Origin of the sequence: Psychrobacter sp. APC 3426 (assembly GCF_030408035.1) — a bacterium.
Lineage (GTDB): Bacteria > Pseudomonadota > Gammaproteobacteria > Pseudomonadales > Moraxellaceae > Psychrobacter.
In genome coordinates this window covers 1-15,614 of the sequence record NZ_JASDCF010000024.1, presented here as the reverse complement: position 1 = coordinate 15,614, position 15,614 = coordinate 1, and the positions used below count along the sequence as shown (strand labels likewise).

Sequence of the window (15,614 nt, the reverse complement as noted above, 5' to 3'; positions counted from 1 at the left end):
GATAAATTTTAAAATAAAATGTTAAATAGTCGTCGGCTGGCAGTCTGTGACAGTCGAGTTTTGCAGCTAGTTTTTGCAGATGAGCTTTGTAATAAAACTTTGTGGTGGAGCTTTGTTACATTCTTTATAGTGTTCTTCGTAGCATTGGCGCTAGGGTTATTTATAAAAGCCATAGCGCCGGTTAAATGCCAAATAAAAACGCTATAAAATGTTGTTTGAGTTAAGCGTCATCAATATCGTCATCGATGTCTAACTGTGATAAAACTGCTAGCATTTCAAGTACGACCATGGCCGCTTCAGAGCCTTTGTTACCAGCTTTGGTGCCAGAACGCTCAATCGCTTGCTCGATGCTATCGGTTGTGATTACACCATTGGCCACAGGAATATTATAGTCAGTAGCGACACTGCTTAAGCCTTTAGCTGATTCGCTCGCAACAAAATCAAAATGTGGTGTACTACCACGGATAATCGCGCCTAATGCAATAATAGCGTCAAAGCGGTCAGATTCAGCAGCGCGTTGGGCAACCAGTGGCAACTCAAATGCGCCCGGCACACGGACAACGGTGATATTGCTACCCAAAACGCCATGACGAAGTAGGGCGTCAATCGCGCCATCTACCAATGACTCAACGACAAAACCATTAAAACGACCAACGACGATACCAATACGGGCGTCTTCGTTTTGGTGTAGGTTGCCATCGATATGGGTAATGTTATTGCGCTGCTGTTGTAAATTCGACATAAAAATATCCTTTGAGTAGTAAGTTTTTAATTAGAATAATTGCTTGATATTAATGAGTACATTCACCTAGCTAACCATTAGCTCAGTCATTATAGTTAAGTCAGCTATATAATTGCCAAGTTAATTATTTGAGAAACTGGTAGTTAAATGAATGAAAATAAGTGGTTAGCGCTATGATAACATTTTTTGCCGATGCATTTGCATTTTACAAATGTTATAGGCGCATCTGTATGCCTTGCGATGCCATATATTCTTTGGCTTCTTGAACCGTATACTCACCGAAGTGAAAAATACTGGCAGCAAGTACTGCATCTACGCCGCCTTGTAATACGCCTTCTGCTAAATGTTCTAAGTTACCAACGCCGCCAGAGGCAATAACGGGCACATTAACGCGGCTGGTTATTTGTTGCATAAGTGCCAAGTCATAGCCTTTTTTGGTACCGTCACCGTCCATCGAAGTCACTAATAATTCGCCAGCACCGAGATCAGCCATTTTGCTCGCCCAATCAACTGCATCGATACCGGTTGGCTTACGTCCACCGTGAGTGAAAATCTCCCAACGCGGCATGATGATGCCATCGACCATTACATCTTCAACGCGCTTGGCATCGATAGCGACAACGATACATTGATTGCCAAATTTCTGCGCGGCTTCACCGACGAACTCAGGGGTAAATACTGCTGCTGAATTAATTGCCACTTTATCCGCGCCAGCATTGAGTAGGTTACGAATATCAGCGATTTTACGCACACCGCCACCAACGGTTAATGGCACAAATACCGTTTCTGCCATACGCTCAACGGTATGATAGGTGGTATCGCGTTCATCACTGGTGGCAGTAATGTCTAAAAAAGTAATCTCATCAGCGCCTTGTTCGTTGTAACGCTGTGCTACTTCAACCGGGTCGCCTGCGTCTTTAATATCGACAAACTGTACGCCTTTGACCACGCGTCCATTATCAACGTCCAAACAAGGGATGATACGCTTTGCTAACATAGGGTCTTTCACCTTATAATCAATTTATCCGTAAGCGCTAGTCTAGCAAAATCACCGCCATATCAGGCAGGTTTTCGCAATATTATTATGCTTTTAACATTTCAGCGCAGAAATCCCCTACTTCTAAAGTAGTGGGATGAATGCGTTATTGATAACTACCCTTACTCCCTATGGTGTTATAATTAATAATTATAACGCCAATTAACAACAAGCTCCTTATGACCAAGCAAATCCTAAAAGCCCATAAAGTCAGGCTGTACCCCAATGAAGAACAGCAAGTATTCTTTGCCAAATCATTCGGCTGCACACGCTTTATCTGGAATAGGATGCTTAGTGACAAGATTGAGCATTACAACGAGCATAAGACCGAGCTTAAAAATACTCCTGCTCAATATAAAAAAGAGTTTGAATGGCTTAAAGAAGTCGATAGCCTGGCACTAGCCAACGTACAACAAAACCTTCGGACGGCTTACAGTAAGTTTTTCAAGCAAGGTTTAGGCTTCCCTACGTTCAAAAAAAAAGGAATTAAGGATAGTTATACGACCAACAACCAAAAGGGCACAGTGGCGATCACAGACAGCACTGTCAAACTGCCTAAAATTGGTCATATCCCCGCTAAGTTCCCAAGCAAGGTAAATGGCTTAATAAAATCAGCGACCATCAGCCGCACCCCATCAGGCAAGTACTATGTCAGCCTACTGGTTGAAACCATCGCTACAACACTGCCAAAAACCCACTCTAACATCGGCATTGATTTAGGACTGACTGACTTTATCGTCTTATCGGACAGCACGAAAGTTGCTAATCCTACCTTTTTATCTAAGCTGCAACATAAGCTTGCGAGAGAACAGAAAATACTAGCCAAACGCAGAGCCGTTGCCAAAGCGGATCAGCGCAAATTGTCTGACAGCCGCAACTATCAAAAGCAAAAAGTTAAAGTCGCCAAAGTCTACGAGCGTATCACGAATTGCCGAAAAGACTTTCTACACAAACTCTCATTCAATCTCATCAAAAACCACGATGTGATTGCGATTGAGGACTTAAACGTCAAAGGCATGGTTAAGAATAGAAAGTTATCTAAAGCCATATCAGACAGCTCATGGTCAACCTTCACCACCATGCTGAACTACAAGGCTGAATGGTACGGCAAAACGCTTGTCAAAATAGACCGATGGTATCCATCTTCTAAGACCTGCTCAGGGTGTGGTCACTTACTGACTAAGGCTGAGCTACCATTACAGGTGAGATCATGGAATTGTCCCAGTTGCTTGCAATCCAACGATAGAGACATCAACGCTAGTATCAACATCCTAAACGAAGGACTAAGGCTGGCAACACTCAAAACCGTCGGTGCGACGGGGTTAGCTTAGTCCATTTGCCTAACCGCTGATACAAAACATCGTATCAAGTATGGGTATTACCTAAGAAACCGCCACCTCTTTAGGTGGTGGGTGGTTCATCCAAAGTTTGCTCATGCGCGGTACAATTACTGTGATTACCGTCCACATTCGCCCTTTTAAAATTATTATTCCATTGCCATAAGTGAGATGTCATGTCCGTCTATACCCAGTTAACCAATGATCAGTTTGCCGCTTTTTGCCAGCGTTTCGGCGTATCCTTCGCGCGTGCCATTCCGATTACCCAAGGTATCAAAAACTCTAACTGGTTTATTCAGACGACTGATGATGTAGATGGCGCGCACTCTTATGTATTTACCTTATTTGAAGAGCGTCCACCAGAAGACATCGAAAAAATGGCGGTCATTTTAAATCAATTAGATGGTAAGTTGCCGGTCGCTGCGCCGTTGGCATTGGTTGATAGCGCAGAAAAATGCTATGTCATACGCTATGATAATAAAGCGATTACCTTGGTGCCTTGTCTGGCAGGCGCACATCCACAACAAACGACACAATCTATGTGTCATGAGATTGGTGCTGCTTTGGCAATGCTGCATGAGACCCTACAGGCATTACAGCCTGCAGAAGAATACGGCGTGCCTTTATATCCATGGGCGGAAGTACGCGACCGTGAAATGCAGTTTATGCCGGGTGACGAAGCCAAGCTGATGAGCGATATTTGGCAGTCATATAGCCAATTACCGCTTGCGACGTTGCCAAAAGGTTTATGTCATTTAGACATGTTCGCTGATAATACCTTATGGAACTTATCGTTAAATAATAGCCAAAAAGGCGAAGAGCGCTTAACGGGATTGCTAGACTTTACCGAAGTCAGCGTCGAGCATTATGTGATGGATATTGCTATCACTATTAATGACTTTTGTACGACTTGGGGTGATGCCGAGCAGGGCGAAACTGTCAATTTTGACCGCAGCAAAATGGCGGCATTTTTGCAAGGCTATGAATCCAAACGCCCGCTTAATAACGATGAAAAACGTGCCTTACCTGTTATGCTAGCCAAAGCGGCGGTTATCTTTTGGCTATTACGTTTAAACGTTATCCATTACAACCGTACGGAAGGGCGGACTGGCGATAATATCATGGTCAAAAACCCTGACCTGATGAAACGTCTGGCTGCGTATCATTGGGCGCATGTCGAAAAAGCGCAAAATACGGTGTTTGTATTGTTAGATAATCAATTAGCGTCTCAGAAAGATACTCAAATAACTGGTATCTTTAGCAGTATGACGCAAGCCGAGATAGCGCGTGAAAAATTGAGTAATAGTAGTGAGTACGCAATTAAAGAATATAGGCTCGACCAATTAGCATAGATTGTTTTTGTTCAACTACTCCTGTCTTAAAAACATAAAGGCGACCCCATGACCGATCAAGTTGACAACTGGCACAAACTGGCACGCTATGACACCAATATGCAAGGCGAACTACATGCCAATCTGCTACGTAACAATAACATTACGGTGTCTTTACAACCGTTAAGTGCCATTCCAGGCATGAACTCTGGCGTCGTGCTTTGGGTAGAAAATACCGAATTGGCACAAGCTAAGCGTATTTTAGAAGGGGTTGAAGGCGGCGATAATGTTGGTGCAGATTTACTGGCGAGTATGAGCGATGCTGAGCTGGGCATTACATCAGGTAATGAAGTTAATCATAACTCGCAGGACAGCTAAAATCAGTAATAGCAACAATAGTGACAATCGAGATAGCTAAATCAATCAAAGTAATAAGGGCGGTAAAGTATAAATGTGTCAACTCTTAGGAATGAACTGTAATACCCCAACTGATATTGGTTTTAGCTTTGCAGGCTTTCGTCGGCGCGGCGGTATGACGGACAGTCATGAAGATGGCTTTGGCATTGCGTTTTTTGAGCGCAGCGAATGTACCAATAATGACAACCTCAATGACAAAATGAGTGATGAAACGGCAAATGATTCAACTGGTCTGCGTCTGTTTCATGACAATCGTCCAAGCCATCTGTCACCAGTTGCCGATTTGGTCAATAATTATCCCATCAAAGCTATGAATGTGATTGCCCATATTCGTAAAGCCACTCAAGGGCAGAATTGCTTGGCGAATACCCATCCTTTCGTCCGTGAAGTGTGGGGCGAGCAGTGGGTATTTGCTCATAACGGACAGATGAATAGCGAGTTTATTAAACGCTGTCAGCGCCTGCAAGACAATGGTAATGCCTCACATTGCCAACCAGTCGGTAATACCGATTCTGAAATGGCGTTTTGTTATCTCGTTAATCGTCTGAAAAGCAGCTTTAAAACCCGTCCTGATGACCAAACACTGTTTAATTTTTTGACCACCCAATGTCGTTATTTATCCGCAAACGGTTTGTTTAATTGCCTAATCTCAAATGGTAGATGGCAATTGGCTTATGCTGGTAGCTTATTGTTTTATCTCACGCGTCAAGCGCCATTTGGTGAAGCAAAGCTTGCTGATGATGATTTAGCCATTAACTTTAGCGATGTGACTACCGACACGGATAAAGTGACGATTCTAGTTACTGTGCCATTGACTGAAAATGAAAAATGGCAACAGTTGGCAGTTAATGAATGTCTGATATTCCAAGATGGTGACGTCATTTATAAAGACAGCCCAAGTCAGCGTAAATTTTTGACCGTTGAGGAAGGAATTGCGGTAGCACGCGCGGTTGGAGCGAGTGTTTAGGAGTGGCGAATATTTTATGTTAATTAAATATACATTCCACAACAACGCTTAAACTTCTCACCTGACCCACAAACACAGGGCTGTTTTTGCGTGATAGTCATCTCGGTCGTAGGATCTAAGAAATACCAACGCGAACCATTATTGGAGTTGTCTGCCACTTTTACAAAGGCAGACAACTCATGATGTGCTTGCAACTTTTCTTCTAAAGTATCAGCCGCATTATCAGAGGTATTAAAGTAAGCTTTAAATTCAACTTGCGCATGACGCTTACCTAGCTTTGGCGTATGCGTAATGATCTCTAATCCTGCCCAGTCCGTCTCTTTTGCCCAACTCTCAATCGCCTGAATATCTAGTAAATTTTGCTGCGCGGGTAGCGTAGTCTTGACGATATATTCTGGCTTGACCAACACAAAGGCACTATAGCGCGTGCGCATCAATCGTTCAGCAGTGTCTGGCTTTGCGCTCTCAGCTTTATCCGTCTCTTCATTCAATAAACCGTCATGATAAGGCTGGCAGCAGTCTTTATAAAGTAGCGGTGCACTAACGGTATCCGATGACGGATTAATTTGGCAAGGGCAGATAGGAGGGAAGGTTGACATTATTTACTCGAATAATTATTCATTTTTAAAAGTTTTAAAGATTTCAATTTAGCCAGTTTTTGATCAATTCTGGCCATAGGCCGAGTTTTAGTTTTGCCCAAGGCGCTGGGTTACGTAACTGCTGCCAAAAGTCATCAAAGGGCGGCGCAAAATATACCAAGAGCGCAAGGATGACGTACAGTAGCAGATACCACCATTTGTCTTTGTGCTGATAGAACTTCATCGCTGTACCCGACGAGCGCTTCATTTTCATATTGGATAAATTCACACTATAGAGCTCATCCAATGCCAAATGCACCATGGCACCGCCAAATAAAAACAAGCCGTAAAACCAGCTTGCCGTTAGCGGGATGTCTAAAATATCATAGCTGATATAGGTTATTCCAAGCCCCAAGATTGCCATATAGGGTACAGAGTGGATAACGCCGCGATGCACGGTCATATTGGTAAAAATATAGAACACCACGTAACGCATAAAACCGTAGCCCGCCAGCCACAACGCCATCAGCGCCAGCAAACTCAGCTCACTGCGCCAATGCATCACCAAACCAAAGGCGAAGATAAAGGAGGTGATATTAAAGCCAAGTTTAATCGGTGTCGAATTATCAGAATCTAAATCAGGCAGCAGCCCACCAATGGTGCCAAGCGCCACGCACATCAAAAACCCTGCATCATCAATCAGTCCGGCTTTATAGACTGTTAAACTCATCGTACCACTAGCCATGAATGCAACATTTAAGTGGGTATTAAAATTTGCCATAAGAACTCATCAATAAGTAGCGCGCGAATGTCATTTCGAGCGGCTTGTCTAGCCGTAAAAAAGCGCTCCATGATACCATAGCCAAGCCAGTCGTCTAATAGAGATAGTCAATATGACCGCCACTGATTTACCCGCCAATCCTTATCCAACTGCTTCTTCTGATGTGCCTTTTAATGCAACTCTTGCTGCATCCATTAACAACCCATCTATATGCGACAGCAAGCTTGATGGCAGCTTTGCAGAAATTAACTGGCAAGCGCCATGGCTGTGTCACTTAAACCAGTTAGGCTATATAAGTAAAGCCATCACACGGCTAAGTGGCTTAAATAATGAGCCTGCTCAGACGGATAAACTCGAAAACATACCAGACATTATCGCAAAAGTGCTAAATACTGCGCTGCAGCAGCAGGCGGATAACTCACAACAGCCATTACCACAAACCAAACCTGCACATAACAATGAAGCCCAAACCCTAAGGTTTGTCTCGCAAAATGCATTACCAGAGGGCGAGGCGTACGAGAGTTTTATCGGCACGACTGGCAATATCCCGACACGCGATAATTTGCATGACTTATTTAACGGTAGTATTTGGCTGACTTTTCCCAAGACCAAAGCCTTGCTCAATTACTATCATATGCTAGAAATCGAGCAGCAAGGCATTGGCGCCAGTCGAGGGCGCGTCCGCGATACCATTACGGTATTTGATGAAAACGGCGCAGTGCTAGTCACAGCTGACCCTAGTATTGGTGAAGCGCTGATTAATTTTGACTGGCAGGGCAGTCTGGTAAGTACACGTGCGAAATGGGATGACCCAAAACAACCGAACAAGCACTCTCAGGCGGCAGTTTATATCTTTGGTCATGCCTTGCTTGAGCAATTGATACAGCCACGCAAACCGTTATGCGCGCACAGCATCGTGATAAATGTGGCACCAGATTTTTTTGCTTTATCGGCATCTGAGCGCATGCAATATTTGGATGATAACGTTGCTGACTACATAGATAAATTGTTATCACAAGAGGATGTCACGCCGCGTCAGCTTGCCCCTTTACCTATTTTGGGCGTGCCGCATTTTTGGGCGGAGAATGCCAGTCCTAGCTTTTATGATGATAACCATGTATTTCGCAACGGTCGGCGCCGTAAAAAATGACATATGATGTCATACCTTGCCAATAAACCGTTAAGCCACTGTTACGTTTACGATTGTGCCACGATTTGCCTACGTCTAGACGTTAACAAAGCGCGGCTTATTTGTTATGGTAAAAGGACAGTACTGTTAAACGCAAAGGATATGCTTATATCTTTCGTTAATGAAACTTTTATTAATTTAACAACCCATCTGGCTATGTCATTTAGCTGTCACTAGTACTTCGCTATTATTTAGCAACTATCAGCTGGGTATAAGTACGGCCATTAAGCTTGATTGAGTTAATAAGAATTGAGACACCATCTATTTAGCCACCAGTATCAGCATAAACGCTTATTGATTTAGTAGTATTTATCTCATAGCCATTTATGTTCAGGATTTATAACAACGATAAGGAAGCTACCATGAGTGATATTTTTAATGTAAAAGATACCATTTCGGTCGATGGCAAGGAGCATGCCTATTATAGCCTGCCAAAGCTGACCAAAACTTACGAAAACATCAGCAAATTGCCATTCTGCATGAAAATCGTCTTAGAGAATCTTTTGCGTAACGAAGACGATGGGCAGTCTGTTGGTAAAAACCATATTGAAGCCGTTGCCAATTGGGACGCAGGCGCAGAAGCGTCAAAAGAAATTGCTTTTATGCCAGCACGTGTTGTCCTGCAAGATTTCACCGGTGTACCCTCGGTGGTTGATTTGGCAGCGATGCGTGATGCAGTGGTTGAGCTTGGTGGTCGTGCTGAGCAGATTAACCCATTTATCCCTAGTGAATTGGTCGTTGACCACTCTGTACAGGTTGATGCTTACGGCCGCGAAGATGCGCTAGATCTCAACGAAAAGATTGAATTTAAACGTAACAATGAGCGTTATGAGTTCTTGCATTGGGGACGTAATGCCTTTGAAAACTTCGTGGTTGTACCACCAGCAACCGGTATCGTACATCAGGTTAACCTTGAGTATCTAGCACGCGTGGTCATGGCCGCGGATGTCGATGGTGAGCTGACCGCTTATCCTGATACGGTATTTGGTACGGACAGTCATACCACCATGATTAATGGTATTGGTGTGCTTGGTTGGGGTGTGGGCGGTATTGAAGCGGAAGCGGCAATGCTTGGTCAACCATCATCGATGCTGATTCCACAAGTCGTTGGCTTTGAGCTGACGGGCAAATTAACCGAAGGCGTGACCGCAACGGATTTGGTACTACGTGTCGTTGAGATGTTACGTGCACATGGCGTGGTTGGTAAGTTCGTCGAATTCTATGGCGAAGGTTTGCACAGCATGCCACTCGCTGACCGTGCAACGATTGCTAACATGTCACCAGAGTATGGTGCGACCTGTGGTATCTTCCCGATTGACCAAATGGCGATTGATTATCTGCGTCTATCTGGACGTGATGAAGCGCAAATCGAATTGGTTGAAAAGTATGCCAAAGCGCAAGGCTTATGGCACGATGCCGATACGCCAGCCGCGACTTACTCAAGTAAGCTAGAGTTGGATTTATCATCGGTACAGCCAGCCCTTGCCGGTCCGAACTTGCCACAACAGCGTATCAACTTATCTGATATGCACGAAAAGTTTGGCGAAACTTTAGAAAAAATGACCAAAGATCGCAAGTCAGAAGTTGCAGGTAAAGTACGCTTCGACCAAGAAGGCGGCGAGCAAGAGCAAGCGGATAGACTGTATGCTAAGCCTAACGTTTACTCTGACGTCAATATTAATGATACAAGCCATAAATTGCGTGATGGTTCAGTCGTCATCGCAGCGATCACCTCATGTACCAACACATCAAACCCTGCGGTAATGATTGGTGCAGGCCTAGTGGCGAAAAAAGCCGCTGCTAAAGGTCTAAAAGCCAAGCCATGGGTCAAGACTTCGCTGGCACCTGGTTCAAAAGTGGTGACCGATTATCTTGAAAAAACCAAGCTGATGGATGAGTTGGAAAAAACAGGCTTCTATTTGGTTGGTTATGGCTGTACGACATGTATTGGTAACTCAGGACCATTGCTTGAGAGTATTGAGCAAGGCATTGAGGAGAACGACTTGGTCGCTGCTGCCGTGCTATCAGGTAACCGTAACTTTGAAGGTCGCATTCACTCACATGTGAAAGCCAGCTACTTAGCGTCACCACCGCTTGTCGTTGCTTATGCGCTGGCAGGTACCGTCGATATCGATATGACAACCCATCCGCTAGGTCAGGATCAAGACGGCAATGACGTTTATCTAAAAGACATCTGGCCAACGTCGGATGAGATTAATGAGTTGATTGCTAATAATATCGATGCGGATATGTTCCGCAAAAACTACGGTGAAGTGTTTGACGGTAGTAAAGCATGGAACGCCATTAGTTCAGCCGACAGCCAGTTGTATCCATGGAGCGAAGAGTCTACGTACATTAAGAACCCACCGTTCTTTGATGGTATGACCATGGAGCCAGAAGGTATCCTCGATATCGAAGGCGCACGTATCTTGGGTCTATTCGGTGATTCGATCACCACTGACCATATTTCACCAGCCGGTAACATCGATGCAGGCTCACCGGCAGGTAAGTACCTGCAAGAGCGCGGTGTGATGGAAGCCGATTTCAACAGCTATGGCTCACGCCGTGGTAACGATGCGGTCATGACTCGCGGTACTTTTGCCAACATCCGTATCAAAAATACCATGATGGGTGGTAAAGAGGGCGGCTACACTTATTATTTCAGCGGCGATAGCGCTACGCTAAAAGACGGCGAAGAAATGGCCATCTATGACGCAGCGATGAAGTATAAAGAAGATAAGCGTCCGCTCGTGGTACTTGGCGGGGCAGAATATGGTTCTGGCTCTAGTCGTGACTGGGCTGCGAAGGGTACGATTTTGCTCGGTGTAAAAGCGGTATTGACCAGCTCGTTTGAGCGTATTCACCGCTCAAATCTAGTCGGCATGGGCGTGTTGCCATTGACCTTTAAAGACGGTGAAAATGCAGAGACTTATCACCTAGACGGTTCTGAGGTGCTTAGCATCACCGGTCTCAATAATGGGGAAAGTAAAACCGCCAAGGTTACGGCCACACGTGCTGATGGCTCAACGGAGAGCTTTGATGTCAATGTCATGCTGCAGACGCCAAAAGAACGCGAATATGTGCGTCATGGCGGCGTATTGCACTATGTATTGCGTCAACTAGCTGCAGACAGTAAAAACGCGGCGTAATGGTTAATTAGGTTTAATATGACAAAAAGCCCAACCCCTATTGAAATGGGGTTGGGCTTTTCTATTATGTGCTTCTTGCTTTTGATAGATTAACGGATGGACTCTACTGATTTAGAATCGATTGTCTTACGGTTATCAGGTTTTGAACCATTGACTGTTGAGATTTCTTTGTGATAAATTCTTTCTACTATGCCATCTTGACTACCGCTTATGCCTTTACGGCCGCAGTGAGACCCGCCCTCAATCCATACATCGCAGTGAGGTTGAGGAACACCTTTACCTTCTTTATAGCATAGACGCCCGCCCCCATTTTTTTTCATACAAGTGCCGTTACCGTTCTGATAACCACTAACAGCCTGTGCAGGGACACTGATTAATAAGCCAGATAGACCTAAGAAAAATACTTTCATAAAAAACGCTTTCATGAGTGCTCTCCTTAATTTCATGGTATCAAGATTGATAACCACTGCTATCCTTTAATATTGACTTAATATATCTATATCGTCAACTATGAATATAATCCTAAGTTTTTGTATTCCAAGCCTTTATAATTACAAATAGGGACGTCAATCAATATATAGTGGAGTGTTTTATGTCTGTAAAAGCCTATTGAGTGGATAGTGTGTCTTTTTAACATTTTCAGCGCAGAATTCCCCTACTTCTAAAGTAGAGGGATGAATGCGTCAGACTTTTGATATGGTACAATAGCTTCGTGCCAAAACAAATCCTAAAAGCCCATAAAGTAAGATTATACCCTAATGAGGGTCAGCAAATATTCTTTGCTAAATCATTTGGTTGCACACGCTTTATTTGGAATAAAATGCTTAATGATAAGATTGAGCACTATAAAAAAACCAAGACCGAATTAAAAAATACTCCTGCTCACTATAAAAAAGAATTTGAATGGCTTAAAGAAGTCGATAGCTTGGCACTGGCTAATGTACAGCAAAACCTAAGAGCTGCCTATAACAAGTTTTTCAAGCAAGGCGCAGGCTTCCCAAAATTCAAGAAAAAAGGAATTAAGGATAGTTATACGACCAACAACCAAAAGGGCACAGTGGCGATCACAGACAGCACCGTTAAACTGCCTAAAATAGGTCACATCAAGGCTAGACTCCCAAGTAAAATAAACGGCTTAATAAAGAGCGCCACCATCAGCCGCACCCCATCAGGCAAATACTACGTCAGCTTACTGGTTGAAACCATCGCTACAACACTGCCAAAAACTCACTCTAACATCGGCATTGATTTAGGACTGACTGACTTTATCGTCCTATCAGATGGCAGCAAAGTTGCTAATCCTAAGTTTCTATCTAAACTGCAAGACAAGCTTGCACGTGAACAGAAAATACTGGCCAAACGCAGAGCCGTTGCCAAAGCGAATCAACGCAAGCTGTCTGACAGCCGCAACTATCAAAAGCAAAAACTCAAAGTCGCCAAAGTCTACGAGCGTATCACGAATTGCCGAAAAGACTTTCTGCATAAGCTATCATTCACTCTCATCAAAAACCACGATGTGATTGCTGTTGAGGACTTGAACGTCAAAGGCATGGTTAAGAATAGAAAGTTATCTAAAGCCATATCAGACAGCTCATGGTCAACCTTTGCTGCCATGCTGAACTACAAGGCTGAATGGTACGGTAAAGAGGTAGTCAAAGTAGACCGATGGTATCCTTCGTCTAAGACCTGCTCAGGCTGTGGGCACTTACTCACAAAGGCTGAGCTACCATTACAGGTGAGATCATGGAATTGTCCGAGTTGCCAGCAAAAGCATGATAGAGACATAAACGCCAGTATCAACATCCTCAACGAAGGACTAAGGCTGGCAACACTCAAAACCGTCGGTACGACGGGGTTAGCTTAGTCCATTTGCCTAACCGCTGATACAAAACATCGTATCAAGTATAGGTATTACCTAAGAAACCGCCACCTCTTTAGGTGGTCGGTAGTTCATTGATTAACCCTTCTCAGTCAACAGCTTAATCCCCAAGCCAATAAACACCACACCACTTACTCTATTTAAAAGCACTTCTATCGCAGGATTTTTACGCAGATTTTCACTGAATTTTGACGCCAATAATGCCAAGCACAAGCACCATATAAAGCCGGTCACAGCAAAGGTTAGGCCTAAAACAATGAAAGACACCATGTTATAAGCATAACTGGCATCGATAAACTGCGGGAAGAATGCGAGGAAAAATAGAGCAACCTTTGGATTAAAGGTATTGGTGAGTACACCTTGTTTATATATTTGCCAATGATCTAGAGTCTTAGCGAACGAAGATTTTTCTTTTTCTTGTAAACTCTCGGCTATCAAAGGCTGCTGCTTGCTCATAAGCATTTTTACGCCCAAATAACATAAGTAGCTAGCACCAATATATTTGACGATCATAAATGCCAGTGGGGAATTTGCCAAAATGATGGACAAGCCCAGCGCTGCTAACAACGTATGGACTAAAATGCCTGAGATGATACCTAACACAGAATAAAACCCTGCTCGGCTACCCTGTGAAATGCTACGGGTGATGATATACATGCTATCACTGCCAGGGGTTAGGTTTAGCAAAATGGCTGCCATGACAAACCCTAGATAATTCTCGATACCAAACATAGCCAAGACCTCCTTGTGATAGCAGTTAAGCTCGATATTTTATAGAGCGCCATTAGAGTGCATTCTATCAATATTCCCAAGGGCTTATATACAGTCAATGAAAAGTAATATCGATACATCACGCGCTGCTGATATCAGTTTTTCTTGCTTGCTGTGTCTGCGCAGGCAGAGGCTACAAAAAATTGATATCAGCAATACCGTAGGGTTTATAGGATATTTTGACTATAGCTTTGATAGCCATCTGCAGAAATAACAGGCATAAAAAATCCCAGTCACCGTATGATGACTGGGATTTTTTATTGTTCGCTTATTAGTCTAACCTGAATGCTTAGAAGATGCTAAGCAAAAGTGCTAATAAGTGACGCCGAATAGTGGCGTCCCCAGGGGGATTCGAACCCCCGTTACCGCCGTGAAAGGGCGGTGTCCTAGGCCTCTAGACGATGGGGACGCATAGAGTGTTATAACCAGTGGTTACAACGGTACTTCACAATATCAGAGTGCTTATCTATTAAATAGAGCAAGCCTTGCCTAGGTGCTGATATCGTCCTACTAGCGAGTATTTATATCAAGTTTCAGTAGTACTGAGCGTTGCGATAAATAGTATGGTGGAGCTAAACGGAGTCGAACCGTTGACCCCTTGCATGCCATGCAAGTGCTCTACCAACTGAGCTATAGCCCCTCGCTAAGAGTGTGCGTATTTTAGGTAAGACGAGCAGTCTTGTCAACCGCTATTTTAAAAATAATGCATAAATATGCGAAAAAAAGCGATTTAGTCACTTAACCATCTTAAATTAGCGCGGATTTTGCTTGATGGCAATCTCTTTTAGGGCTTTATCGGTAAAGAATTCTTCCTCAGTGAGGTTAGAGCTGTTGTCAGAAAAAATGATGGCACAGCATTCCGTTGGGATATACTGACCGCCTTTTTCTCGGACAGTGCTGATTCCTTTAAAACCAATAATGTCAGAATTGCTTAATTTATCTAAATTCTGCTTGGTGTAATGACAGTAGGTGTTGTATATCCACTTTAAATCTTCAAAGTCTTGACCCGTGGTCAGGGTAAGCTTTGCGTCATAAAGCTCTTTTACGATGGCATCATAGTATTTTTGCGCTTCTTTGAGCGTGTTAAAGACATAGTCTTTGCTTTCTATCGTGACGGTTTTGGCGACCATGGTTCTTTCCAATAATGAAGAGGTTTAATAATTAGAGGTTAGTAATATCTACTAATAACGTAAAAAGGGTCAGAACTGGCCTGACCCTTTTACATTCGAAAACTTTAACATTTTCAGCGCAGAAATCCCCTACTTCTAAAGTAGTGGGATGAATGCGTTATTGATAACTACCCTTACTCCCTATGGTATTATAATTAATAATTATAACGCCAATTAACAACAAGCTCCTTATGACCAAGCAAATCCTAAAAGCCCATAAAGTAAGATTATACCCTAATGAGGGTCAGCAAATATTCTTTGCTAAATC

Annotated in this window: 15 protein-coding genes and 2 tRNA genes; 8 read left to right on the top strand and 9 right to left on the bottom strand. The window is 43.5% G+C overall.

Features of this window, described 5'->3' with window-relative positions; translation table 11 throughout:
• Positions 1-220: 220 nt before the first annotated feature.
• Both ribE and hisF read right to left on the bottom strand, forming a co-directional pair.
• Positions 221-742, bottom strand: a complete 522-nt coding sequence (ribE, locus tag QL919_RS11150; RefSeq protein ID WP_290189593.1) for a 6,7-dimethyl-8-ribityllumazine synthase — start codon at positions 740-742, stop codon at positions 221-223.
• 214 nt (positions 743-956) lie between these two features.
• Positions 957-1,739, bottom strand: a complete 783-nt coding sequence (gene hisF / locus QL919_RS11145; RefSeq protein WP_290189592.1) for an imidazole glycerol phosphate synthase subunit HisF — start codon at positions 1,737-1,739, stop codon at positions 957-959.
• 218 nt (positions 1,740-1,957) lie between these two features.
• Between hisF and tnpB (QL919_RS11140) the strand changes: the two genes are divergently transcribed.
• The 4 genes from tnpB (QL919_RS11140) (at position 1,958) to QL919_RS11125 (ending at position 5,830) form a co-directional block, all read left to right on the top strand.
• Positions 1,958-3,109 carry an IS200/IS605 family element RNA-guided endonuclease TnpB gene (gene tnpB / locus QL919_RS11140; RefSeq protein ID WP_290189591.1) on the top strand — a complete coding sequence of 384 codons (1,152 nt, stop codon included), beginning with the start codon at positions 1,958-1,960 and terminating at the stop codon, positions 3,107-3,109.
• A 182-nt stretch (positions 3,110-3,291) separates the two neighbouring features.
• Positions 3,292-4,467 (top strand): homoserine kinase, encoded by a 1,176-nt coding sequence (locus QL919_RS11135; RefSeq protein ID WP_290189590.1) that lies wholly within the window; start codon positions 3,292-3,294, stop codon positions 4,465-4,467.
• 48 nt (positions 4,468-4,515) lie between these two features.
• Positions 4,516-4,824 carry a hypothetical protein gene (locus tag QL919_RS11130; RefSeq protein WP_290189589.1) on the top strand — a complete coding sequence of 103 codons (309 nt, stop codon included), beginning with the start codon at positions 4,516-4,518 and terminating at the stop codon, positions 4,822-4,824.
• A gap of 73 nt (positions 4,825-4,897) precedes the next feature.
• The gene (locus QL919_RS11125) at positions 4,898-5,830 is read left to right on the top strand and encodes a class II glutamine amidotransferase (protein WP_290189588.1); all 933 of its coding nucleotides are present in this window, start codon (positions 4,898-4,900) and stop codon (positions 5,828-5,830) included.
• A 23-nt stretch (positions 5,831-5,853) separates the two neighbouring features.
• On the opposite strand, the gene QL919_RS11120 is transcribed toward QL919_RS11125, so the two are convergent.
• Positions 5,854-6,429, bottom strand: coding sequence for a YchJ family protein (locus QL919_RS11120; protein ID WP_290189587.1), 576 nt, complete (start codon positions 6,427-6,429; stop codon positions 5,854-5,856).
• A gap of 43 nt (positions 6,430-6,472) precedes the next feature.
• Positions 6,473-7,189, bottom strand: coding sequence for a metal-dependent hydrolase (locus QL919_RS11115; RefSeq protein WP_290189586.1), 717 nt, complete (start codon positions 7,187-7,189; stop codon positions 6,473-6,475).
• 112 nt (positions 7,190-7,301) lie between these two features.
• Between QL919_RS11115 and QL919_RS11110 the strand changes: the two genes are divergently transcribed.
• Positions 7,302-8,339 carry a DUF3025 domain-containing protein gene (locus QL919_RS11110; protein WP_290189585.1) on the top strand — a complete coding sequence of 346 codons (1,038 nt, stop codon included), beginning with the start codon at positions 7,302-7,304 and terminating at the stop codon, positions 8,337-8,339.
• A 401-nt stretch (positions 8,340-8,740) separates the two neighbouring features.
• Positions 8,741-11,527, top strand: coding sequence for an aconitate hydratase AcnA (gene acnA, locus QL919_RS11105; protein WP_290189584.1), 2,787 nt, complete (start codon positions 8,741-8,743; stop codon positions 11,525-11,527).
• Between the two features lie 89 nt (positions 11,528-11,616).
• On the opposite strand, the gene QL919_RS11100 is transcribed toward acnA, so the two are convergent.
• Positions 11,617-11,952, bottom strand: coding sequence for a hypothetical protein (locus QL919_RS11100; RefSeq protein ID WP_290189583.1), 336 nt, complete (start codon positions 11,950-11,952; stop codon positions 11,617-11,619).
• Positions 11,953-12,239: 287 nt separating this feature from the next.
• Between QL919_RS11100 and tnpB (QL919_RS11095) the strand changes: the two genes are divergently transcribed.
• A complete protein-coding gene (tnpB, locus tag QL919_RS11095) occupies positions 12,240-13,391 on the top strand; it encodes an IS200/IS605 family element RNA-guided endonuclease TnpB (RefSeq protein ID WP_290189582.1) in 1,152 nt (383 codons plus the stop codon).
• Positions 13,392-13,484: 93 nt separating this feature from the next.
• Here tnpB (QL919_RS11095) and QL919_RS11090 read toward each other — a convergent pair whose 3' ends face one another.
• The 4 genes from QL919_RS11090 to QL919_RS11075 form a co-directional block, all read right to left on the bottom strand.
• Positions 13,485-14,138 (bottom strand): LysE family translocator, encoded by a 654-nt coding sequence (locus QL919_RS11090; protein WP_290189581.1) that lies wholly within the window; start codon positions 14,136-14,138, stop codon positions 13,485-13,487.
• A 372-nt stretch (positions 14,139-14,510) separates the two neighbouring features.
• A tRNA-Glu gene (locus tag QL919_RS11085) sits at positions 14,511-14,586 on the bottom strand.
• A 155-nt stretch (positions 14,587-14,741) separates the two neighbouring features.
• Positions 14,742-14,817 (bottom strand) — tRNA-Ala (locus QL919_RS11080).
• 112 nt (positions 14,818-14,929) lie between these two features.
• Positions 14,930-15,307, bottom strand: coding sequence for a hypothetical protein (locus QL919_RS11075; RefSeq protein WP_290189580.1), 378 nt, complete (start codon positions 15,305-15,307; stop codon positions 14,930-14,932).
• Positions 15,308-15,537: 230 nt separating this feature from the next.
• Between QL919_RS11075 and QL919_RS14160 the strand changes: the two genes are divergently transcribed.
• The coding region (locus QL919_RS14160) for a helix-turn-helix domain-containing protein (protein ID WP_356650367.1) at positions 15,538-15,614 on the top strand (77 nt) is incomplete at its 3' end.